Origin of the sequence: Pseudoalteromonas sp. TAB23 (genome assembly GCF_000498075.1) — a bacterium.
GTDB lineage: Bacteria > Pseudomonadota > Gammaproteobacteria > Enterobacterales > Alteromonadaceae > Pseudoalteromonas > Pseudoalteromonas arctica.
Genome location: NZ_AUTP01000348.1, coordinates 1 through 8,268 on the forward strand (window position 1 = coordinate 1; position 8,268 = coordinate 8,268).

Genomic DNA, 8,268 nt, shown 5'->3' on the forward strand with positions numbered 1-8,268 from the left:
CCGCCGTTATAGAAAAAATGCTACGCGTGATGATGCTTGCGCCATTTTTAGTCGCTTTGTCGTTTTGGCAAAGTAAAAAAAGAGTAAAGGCAGGTAATACTATAAGTAATGAAGATAATAAATCAGGTATTAGTATCCCTTGGTTTGCAGTGTTATTTATTGTGGCAAGTGGTGTGCATTCACTCTCTATTATTCCTCAAGTGGCTACAAGCGCAGTTGTTTGGTTTGATAATATATTACTCACTATTGCGATGGTGGCTTTGGGTTTACGCACACATGTTGGGGCAATTCGCCAAGCGGGTATTAAACCGCTGTTACTGGCGCTGTGTTTATTTTTGTTTTTAACATTGGGTGGTTACGCTATTAATATAGGTATTGCTGAGCTGTTTTAAACGTTACTTGGTAAAAGTTGATTGGCGGCTTAAATTGGCCAATCAACTTCGTTTACGTTATCGAGCTGTGTGCTGGTATTTTTATTGCCTTGCCATTTATTAGTGTAAACAGCGTGCGGGTCAAACTGTAACGTTTGTTTTTCAATATTAAAGTGCCTACCACCACGCGGATCTACGCCTACACCTGCTATATATTGCCAATTACCCCAATTAGCGGCTACATCGTAATCAATCAATTGTTGTTCAAAATAAGCTGCGCCATAGCGCCAATCAAGAGCAAGTTCGTTAACTAAGCAGCTCGCTGCAATTTGCCTTGCTCTATTTGATATGTAACCGGTTTCATTAAGCTCATTCATAATGGCATTGACTAATGGGTAGGGTGTTGAGCCATTACACCACGCAGCAAAGCGGTTTGGCATAAATGTAGTAAGGGATTTGGTTTGCTTTTGACCTTTAAAACTAAACAGGCTTTTACCTGCCTTAAGTGCATGCCATTTAAAATACTCTCGCCATAGCAATTCAAACTTAATCGAGTAGGTAGACTCGTTTGTTATTTGGTTATGTTCGTACGCCTCAACGGCTTTATAAACTTGCCGCGCACTTACACAGCCAAAAGCAAGCCAGGTACTAAATTTTGTGGTGTTATTAAAGCCATCAAGCTCGTTTCGAGTTATTTTATAAGTACTTGGTAGCAAGCCTGAAAAGTATTGCTTTAAATGTGTTTGCGCACTTTTAAGCCCGCCATGCATTACTGCGTTGTTATAATTAGTATGCTCATTAAGCTCAATTGGGTTTGCAGCACATAATGTTATAGGCTGGGGAAGTAAACCTTTAGGCAGAGTTGAGGTTGTTATAGGTATGTTCATCGCCTCTACCTTTTTTCTAAATGGGGTAAAGCTTTTAGGCAGCTCGTCTAAATCAAAAGGGAGGTCGCTTTGTTGAAATAGAGTGTCTTGTTGAGCTGTTTTAAATATGACATGTGGGCAATGTGCTTTTAGTCGTGCGAGTTGGCGCTGCTCATAGGTTCCAACGAGTTCACTGCACACCACTTCGTCAATGTGTTGCTCAGCTATGCGCTGCTTTAAAACACTAACCGGTTCACCCTCAAGTACGTGCAGTGTTTGCCCGCGCTCAATAAGCGCTTGTTGCAGCTCAAATAAGCTTTGCATTAAAAACTGTTGTTTATGCACGCCATATGGCTTTTGTTGGTAGTTATTATTTTTAAACCAATGCGGATTAATAACAAATACAATATCGAGCGCACATTGCCCGGTAGCAAGTTCGCTTAAAATAGGGTTGTCGTCTATTCGTAAATCGTTTTGTAGCCAATATAAAATGCGTTTGCTCATAGGTTTGCTCTGGTTTTTGTAATCATTAAGTTTACGAAGCAAAAGCGGGTAGGGATTAGTTTTGAGGTGTTTAATAGAGTTTTAAAAAGGGGGCGATAAACTTACCGCCCCTTAGTTTGTAAAAGTATTGTTTTAACTCGCTGATTTTTGTTTTGCTATCCAATCGTTTATTACGTCTTCTAGCACTTCCATAGGGAGTGATCCTTGGCCGATTACGGTGTCGTGAAAGCTGCGAATATCAAACTTAGCACCGAGCTCTTTTTCGGCTTTTGCGCGGAGTTCGCGTATTTTTATTTCGCCCATTTTGTACGAAAGCGCTTGGCCTGGCCATGAAATATAACGATCTATTTGATCCTCTACCGCGCTTTGTGGCAAAGCAGTGTGATCTGCCAAGTAGTCAATTGCCTTTTGGCGGCTCCAGCCAAATGCATGAATACCGGTATCAACAACGAGTCTCACGGCACGCCACATTTCGTAACCTAAACGACCAAAGTCGCTGTATGGGTCTTGATAAAAGCCGGCTTCTTTACCTAAGCGTTCGGTGTAAAGTGCCCAGCCTTCGCCAAATGCTGAGTGGCTAAGTGTGCGTCTAAACTGGGGTACATTTAACTCCATTGCAATAGCGTTTTGTAAATGATGCCCTGGTATTGCCTCGTGCAGGCTTAGCGCTTCTAAATTATACAAAGGTTGCAATTTAGGTGTTGAGGCTAAAAAGTAAGTGCCAGGGGAGCGGTTATCAGCAGGTGGCATATAAAACGCGCCGCGACTCGCTGAGCCTTTTATAGTAAAGGTGTTACGCGGTAAATGATTAAAGTAGGTTGGTAACTTGCCATACATTTTTTGTGTAATAAAGGCTGTTTTTTCAAGTAAGTCTTGCGCGTCTGTTGCGTAAAATTGTTCGTCGGTTGCTAAAAATTCTAAAAACTCAGCATACGTGCCATCAAAACCTACTTTATCAATGATGTTTTGCATCTGCGCTTTAATACGCGCCACTTCTTTTAAGCCAAGCTCATGAATTTGCTTTGGTGTGGCATTGGTTGTGGTGTAGTAATTAACTGCATATTTGTAATACTCAAGCCCGTCTTTAACGCTTGAAATACCTGGCTCTGTTCTACAGTTCGGCATGTAATCGTTTTCAAAAAAGTCGTAAAAGTGCTGATAAGCCGGGACTACTTTTGAGCTAATTAAGGCTTTTGCTTTGTTTTGGTATGTGGCCTTTTGCTCTGCTGTAAACGTATTTGGTATACGTGTAAAGGGCTCGTATAAGGCACTGTTTTCAGGTTGCTTAACAATATGAGCGTTAATGCTCTGGCTGTAATTTTCAAATGTTTTGCAGTAGTGCGTATACCCCAGTTCAATTCCTTCCTTCATCAAGTTAATGTTTTCTTGGTTAAAGCGAGGGTAGTCGGCAAGGCTTACTAAAAATGCGTTGTAATCATCAGGTGTTAAAAATGCCATATTAGCCGGTGCTTCGGCAAAGTAGGTATGCCAGCCACTTAAAAAGTTAACCTGAAAATACTTATCTTGAAAAAGGTAGCTTTGCTGCTCTGTTTCTCGCTCGTATTTAAATAAACGGTAGTTCATTAGTTGCGAGCTGCTCAGCGTTTTAGGATCTATTTTACTTAAGCTTTTTATTACACTGTTATTGTAAGCTTGGCGCTTTGCAATGGCTTGTTCGGTCCAATTTGGTAATGTACCACTGGGTTTCCAACCATCAGGGTCGGTACGAAAGAATATTTTTTCGGCTTTTGCATTTTGCCAATGGTTATCAATAATGGTTTTTAAATCTGCATTGCTATCGGCTGCGCTCGGCAGTGATGCTACAGCTAAGCAAATAGCTAAAATTGTTTTTTTAAACATAGTCATCCGTTATTGGCGAGTTAGTTATTATTTATCGCGCTTTTTTATTTTAATTTGTGCTCAATATAGTACCAAGTTAACTTAATCAATGCGCTTACTTTTATAACTAGTACCTTTTGGTTTTACTTTTTGATTGAACAAATTTCACTGCGTAACTGATTGGCGTACTAGTTTATTGTTTTATCAGCGTTTAGAATGATTAAAACTAATTACAATAAAAGACCGTCATGTTTAATAAAATAATAGCGCTGATTGATGAAGCTAATAACCAAGATCCAAATACTGAGCAGCACAATGGAGAAAGTTTTCCAAAAGAGTATTTATACTCACAGCGTATGAGCGAAATGCTAACTCGCTTTAAACCTGATGCCGATGCACTCATGCAAATTGCAGTGCGTGCACAGCATATTCAGCGTTGGAAATCGCCACGTAGCGACTTTGAAATGAACAAGCAGGGTTATCATCAATGGCGTAGCGCACTTTATATTTTTCATGCGTCACTAGCCGTTGAATTAATGAAACAAGCTGGGTTTAACGATACGGACCAAAACCGTGTTTATAACGCGGTTGCTAAAAAAGATATTAAGCGCAATCCAGATAGCCAATTAGTAGAAGATGTAGCGAGTTTGGTGTTTATTGAACACTACATGCTTGGGTTTGCGAATGCAAAACCAGATTACAATGAAGAAAAATGGATTGGTATTATTCGCCGTACATGGCAAAAAATGTCAGATGAAGCCCATGAGTTTGTACTTACAGGTAATATTACATTACCAACGCCGCTTGTTGGGCTTATTCATAAAGCGCTTGAGTAAAGTAGTGTAAGCTAGGTATTAAAATAAAAAGGATTTTTAGAATGTTATGCCCACGTACAAATGCCTCTCTTGAGCCGTTATTAATTGGCGGTATTACTGTTTACACTTCAGTGCAAGGTGGCGTATTTTTTGATAACAGCCAAATTTTTAAATTTAGCTCGCCAGAGCTAAAGCATGGTCAGGTATTACTTAAACATTTAAGTAATTATATTGAAGGTGAGGGCAATGTCTCAATGCGAGTAAATTGTCCTAAATGCCCAAGTATTGTAATGATGCGCAGGTATTTTTCGCCAGTAAAGGCCGTCGAAATAGATGAATGCCCAGGCTGTGCAGGAATATGGCTTGATAGCGGCGAGCTGGCAAAAATACACGAAAACCATTTAACCCCCCGAGAGCGTAAGCTGTTAGCCCACGAAATGGCAACCAATCATGGGTTTATAACTATTAAACCGCCAAAATCAAAGTATTACCCCAAAGCGCCTAAAAATGTTCAAGGCACCACAGTTGAACGGCTGGTGCAATTGGCATTACTTAACTTTGAGTAATAAATTAGTCTCGAATGCTACATTAATTTTAAGCATGCAGGTGCTGCTAATAAAAGCATGACTTGCAAGAACAAATTTTAAAACCAAGGAAGGCCGAGTATGAAGGATTATAAGAATAAAGTAGCACTGCAATTTTACTGTGTGCTATTGGCGTGTTTTTTGATAACAAGTTGCACTACGGTATTCGATAAGGCTCATGGCTATCGTGGGCCCATTGTTGTGACGATTGAAACAGAAGATGGCTCAGTGCCAGAGTTTCCTTTTTTGATAAAGTCGGCCTATTCAGAGTCATGTGGTCATAGTAGTTGTGGTATTGATTTTGGTTATAAATATTTTAAAACTGCCTATGCTAATGAGCCAATTACCTTCCCACGCGAGCGTTTGGATTTATTACAACCCAATGCCTATGCATCGATTGAGTTTACGGTTACTCATCCTAATTATCACCAGGCCGGATTTCCGCGAGGCTTTGCGCCCACCGATGCTGATGACCCTATTCATATCACGTTTACCGTTAAGCCTTTTACTGAACAAATGGAAAAAGTAGCTGGCTGGGCGACTGGCCCTAAGCAAGACATGCAAAACTTTACACCTGATAGCAGGGAATATAAAAAAGCAGACATTCGGTATCGCCAAGCGCGCTTTAATTTGGGGGCGATGATTAAAAGGCACATTACGGTGATCAAAACTTTTTACTTACCCCATTTTTCACAAAGTATGCAACAACGGGTTATTGAAAAGTATCAACCGATTTTTAGAGCCTGGTATTACGGTGTACCTGAAACGGATTGTTGGAATATGGTTAAATGTAGAAAGCAAATTTTGAAACCAAGGAAGGCTGAATATGAAGGATTATAAGCGTACTTATCTGCAATAATACTTAATCATTTTGCGGAGCTAAATATGTCGCTCCCTGCGTTAAAAAATTCTCATTTACGACTCCATGGATGCAGAAGGTAGAGCAATGCAGGAGCAATTGCCGAGAACATTTTAGTATTTATGCGACACGCTGTTTGTGTTGCATAATCGCTTGTTGGACTGAGCCGCTACCTGCTCGGTGTGTCAGAGTTGGTGTTGTTTATGCTATGGGAATTTGCTTTTTGGAGGCTCTCACTTTCCTAGCTGATTTAATCAGCTTAGCTAGTGTTATGTAAGCTTTCCCTGCATTGCTCAGCGCTTATTATGTATTCATTACACCTAAATTTGCCTTAATAAGCAATTATATTTTTTACACGCACAAAGGCCGCTAGCCTGAGCAGTTAAGCAGGTTAACTAATTGATTTTAAGCAGCTACCTAGCTGCTAACTCGTTCGCTCTACTTTGGTCGTTGTTTCATATAACTTGAATACGCCAATTAACCGCAAGATACCTGCCTTACAATGCTGGCAAGGCCAATGCGGTATCAGTGTTACGTTTTCTGTCTTTAGCTTCTCCACTTTACCTATGTGTGATTCTTGTGACCTTATTAATGCTAACTTTCGCTTGCGACACGCATTAGCTAAAAAGCCATAGTGGCGAATGCGCATAAACCCTTTGGGCAATACATGTTGTAAGTAGCGCCGTAAAAATTCATCACAACTCAGAGTCATGACTTTATCGCGGTTGTTATCTGCATAATCGCGGTATTTAAAGCTCACTGTTTCTTCAGTCGCTGACACTAATCGCGATTCTGACATCACGCCTTTTCGGGTATAACGAGCAAGGTAACTAACTAGCTTTTCACTGTACGTTAAACAGGCTTTGCTATACACGCACCATTTGGTTGGTGTGCTTACCTTCGCGAATGAACTATCGCATTCATTGAGCGCCGCGAGCATTTTCCCTCTAAACACTGTTGATAATGCTTTAACGGGGTATAAATAGCCTTTTTCTATTTCATGCCAGTGCGCTTTATCAAGCGCGCCTGCGGGTATCAAGCAATGCAGGTGAATATGCTGACTTAAGTTCTGCCCCCACGTATGCAGTACGCTTGTCATGCCTAACTGGCCATGCCTCTTTCGTTTCGCAAATTTACCAGCGTTTGCCATGCGGCTTTAAATAAACAGTGATACAACGCGTTTGGGTTGTAGTGCGCAATGATATTTAACTCATGCGGGAGCGTAAAAACAAGGTGGAAATAGCGACACGATAATAAATCCTCTTGTTGTCTTTGCACCCATTTAGCCGTTGCCATACCTTGGCAACGTGGGCAATGCCGATCTCGACAGCTACATCCAATTTGTTGTACTTCACTACAGTTATCACATTGCCATGCTTGATAACCGAGCTGACCCGTTCTGCATGATTGAAGGTGTTGGCAGACTCGTAACTGCTGATAACTCATTATGTGGTGCTGCCGATAATTCCCAAGGCCAGAATTTAAAATATCAGCGAGGTGTAAGCCGCTCATTGGTTTCCCCAACTTGCGAGTAAATCAATACCACCATGCCCTAATTCAGGTAACCAGTGTAAGTAACTTTGCGTGGTTCTAATGTCACTGTGACCAAGCTGATGTTGAAGTTGATGAAGCGGCATCCCTAACTCAAGTTGATGTGTTGCATAAGCATGGCGTAATACATGTGGATTACAGTGCTTTAAACCACACATTTGTGCATGTTTTTTCAATGCCTTTCTGAAGCTTGAGGGTGACATGGGTTTATCCATTAACCATCGTGAATAAAACATCCAGCCCGTTGGGTGATACATTTTCCAATAGCAACGTAATTGATTTAGCACGCTATCTGATACAACAACATAGCGTGACTTATCTCCTTTACCATGTTCAATTAAAATGGTTTTACGCTGTCCATCGATGTCTTGCACTTTGATGCGCAGCAGTTCGCCAATACGCAAACCACATCCATAACACACCACTATCAATGTTTTTAAGCGCATATCCGTGCAACTTTCTATAAGTCGTCGAATATCATCACGCGATAAATAAGTAGGTGCCCGAGGTTTTGCTTTAGGCAAGGCTATGTCTAAGTTCAGTGGGCGGTGTAAAATATTCTTAAACAAAAACCAAATGCTGTTTATTTGTATTTTTTGACTCGCTCTGGAGAGCTTGCGAATGGCGGGATCTTTAAAAAAGATATTCAGCTCATCATCAGTAATTAAATTGAGTGGTTTATTAAAATAATGGCTGAGTTTAAGTAAATGCTCGCAATAACTTTTACAGGTACTTTGTGAATAACCACGGTAGGCTATTTCAGTTTTGACTTGTTCAATGAGTGTATTCATGACTTACCTCCAAATATGGGATAACCCCAAGGTAAGTGTGGCTCAAATGGTCAGAATAGGATCTCCGCGTAGCGGCTTAGTTCAACAA

At 40.7% G+C, this 8,268-nt stretch carries 9 protein-coding genes; 4 read left to right on the top strand and 5 right to left on the bottom strand.

The genetic code is table 11. The features are described 5' to 3' along the window. Positions 1-392 (top strand): putative sulfate exporter family transporter (locus tag L654_RS0123380; protein WP_024609193.1); only part of this gene is annotated, 392 nt, incomplete at its 5' end. Positions 393-421: 29 nt separating this feature from the next. On the opposite strand, the gene L654_RS0123385 is transcribed toward L654_RS0123380, so the two are convergent. After that, positions 422-1,741: a DASH family cryptochrome gene (locus tag L654_RS0123385; protein ID WP_024609194.1), complete on the bottom strand. Its 1,320-nt coding sequence runs from the start codon at positions 1,739-1,741 to the stop codon at positions 422-424. Positions 1,742-1,873: 132 nt separating this feature from the next. Then, complete coding sequence (locus L654_RS0123390) at positions 1,874-3,601, bottom strand: DUF885 domain-containing protein (RefSeq protein ID WP_024609195.1); 1,728 nt, start codon at positions 3,599-3,601, stop codon at positions 1,874-1,876. Between the two features lie 227 nt (positions 3,602-3,828). Between L654_RS0123390 and L654_RS0123395 the strand changes: the two genes are divergently transcribed. From L654_RS0123395 to L654_RS0123405, 3 genes are all read left to right on the top strand, one after another. Then, positions 3,829-4,416, top strand: a complete 588-nt coding sequence (locus tag L654_RS0123395; protein ID WP_024609196.1) for a DUF4202 domain-containing protein — start codon at positions 3,829-3,831, stop codon at positions 4,414-4,416. Positions 4,417-4,457: 41 nt separating this feature from the next. Continuing rightward, positions 4,458-4,961, top strand: a complete 504-nt coding sequence (locus L654_RS0123400; protein WP_024609197.1) for a zf-TFIIB domain-containing protein — start codon at positions 4,458-4,460, stop codon at positions 4,959-4,961. Between the two features lie 99 nt (positions 4,962-5,060). Beyond that, positions 5,061-5,819, top strand: coding sequence for a hypothetical protein (locus L654_RS0123405; RefSeq protein ID WP_024609198.1), 759 nt, complete (start codon positions 5,061-5,063; stop codon positions 5,817-5,819). 443 nt (positions 5,820-6,262) lie between these two features. Here L654_RS0123405 and L654_RS01000000126760 read toward each other — a convergent pair whose 3' ends face one another. Genes L654_RS01000000126760 through L654_RS0123415 form a run of 3 tightly spaced genes read right to left on the bottom strand, consistent with a single transcriptional unit; the run spans position 6,263 to position 8,180 of the window. Continuing rightward, entirely contained in the window at positions 6,263-6,937 is a 675-nt protein-coding gene (locus tag L654_RS01000000126760; RefSeq protein ID WP_263640644.1) for a transposase, read from the bottom strand. A gap of 2 nt (positions 6,938-6,939) precedes the next feature. Further along, on the bottom strand, positions 6,940-7,350 hold the full coding sequence (locus tag L654_RS1000000128480) for a transposase zinc-binding domain-containing protein (protein WP_225305730.1): 411 nt from the start codon (positions 7,348-7,350) through the stop codon (positions 6,940-6,942). Continuing rightward, positions 7,347-8,180, bottom strand: coding sequence for a tyrosine-type recombinase/integrase (locus L654_RS0123415; protein WP_024607783.1), 834 nt, complete (start codon positions 8,178-8,180; stop codon positions 7,347-7,349). The genes L654_RS1000000128480 and L654_RS0123415 overlap by 4 nt, the downstream gene beginning before the upstream one ends. Positions 8,181-8,268 lie beyond the last annotated feature (88 nt).

Bases quoted from the DNA above. Each gene is read 5' to 3' on its own strand.
- L654_RS0123385 (WP_024609194.1), bottom strand. From the start codon at position 1,741: ATGAGCAAACGCATTTTATATTGGCTACAAAACGATTTACGAATAGAC.
- L654_RS0123390 (WP_024609195.1), bottom strand. From the start codon at position 3,601: ATGTTTAAAAAAACAATTTTAGCTATTTGCTTAGCTGTAGCATCACTG.
- L654_RS0123395 (WP_024609196.1), top strand. From the start codon at position 3,829: ATGTTTAATAAAATAATAGCGCTGATTGATGAAGCTAATAACCAAGAT.
- L654_RS0123400 (WP_024609197.1), top strand. From the start codon at position 4,458: ATGTTATGCCCACGTACAAATGCCTCTCTTGAGCCGTTATTAATTGGC.
- L654_RS0123405 (WP_024609198.1), top strand. From the start codon at position 5,061: ATGAAGGATTATAAGAATAAAGTAGCACTGCAATTTTACTGTGTGCTA.
- L654_RS01000000126760 (WP_263640644.1), bottom strand. From the start codon at position 6,937: ATGACAAGCGTACTGCATACGTGGGGGCAGAACTTAAGTCAGCATATT.
- L654_RS1000000128480 (WP_225305730.1), bottom strand. From the start codon at position 7,350: ATGAGCGGCTTACACCTCGCTGATATTTTAAATTCTGGCCTTGGGAAT.
- L654_RS0123415 (WP_024607783.1), bottom strand. From the start codon at position 8,180: ATGAATACACTCATTGAACAAGTCAAAACTGAAATAGCCTACCGTGGT.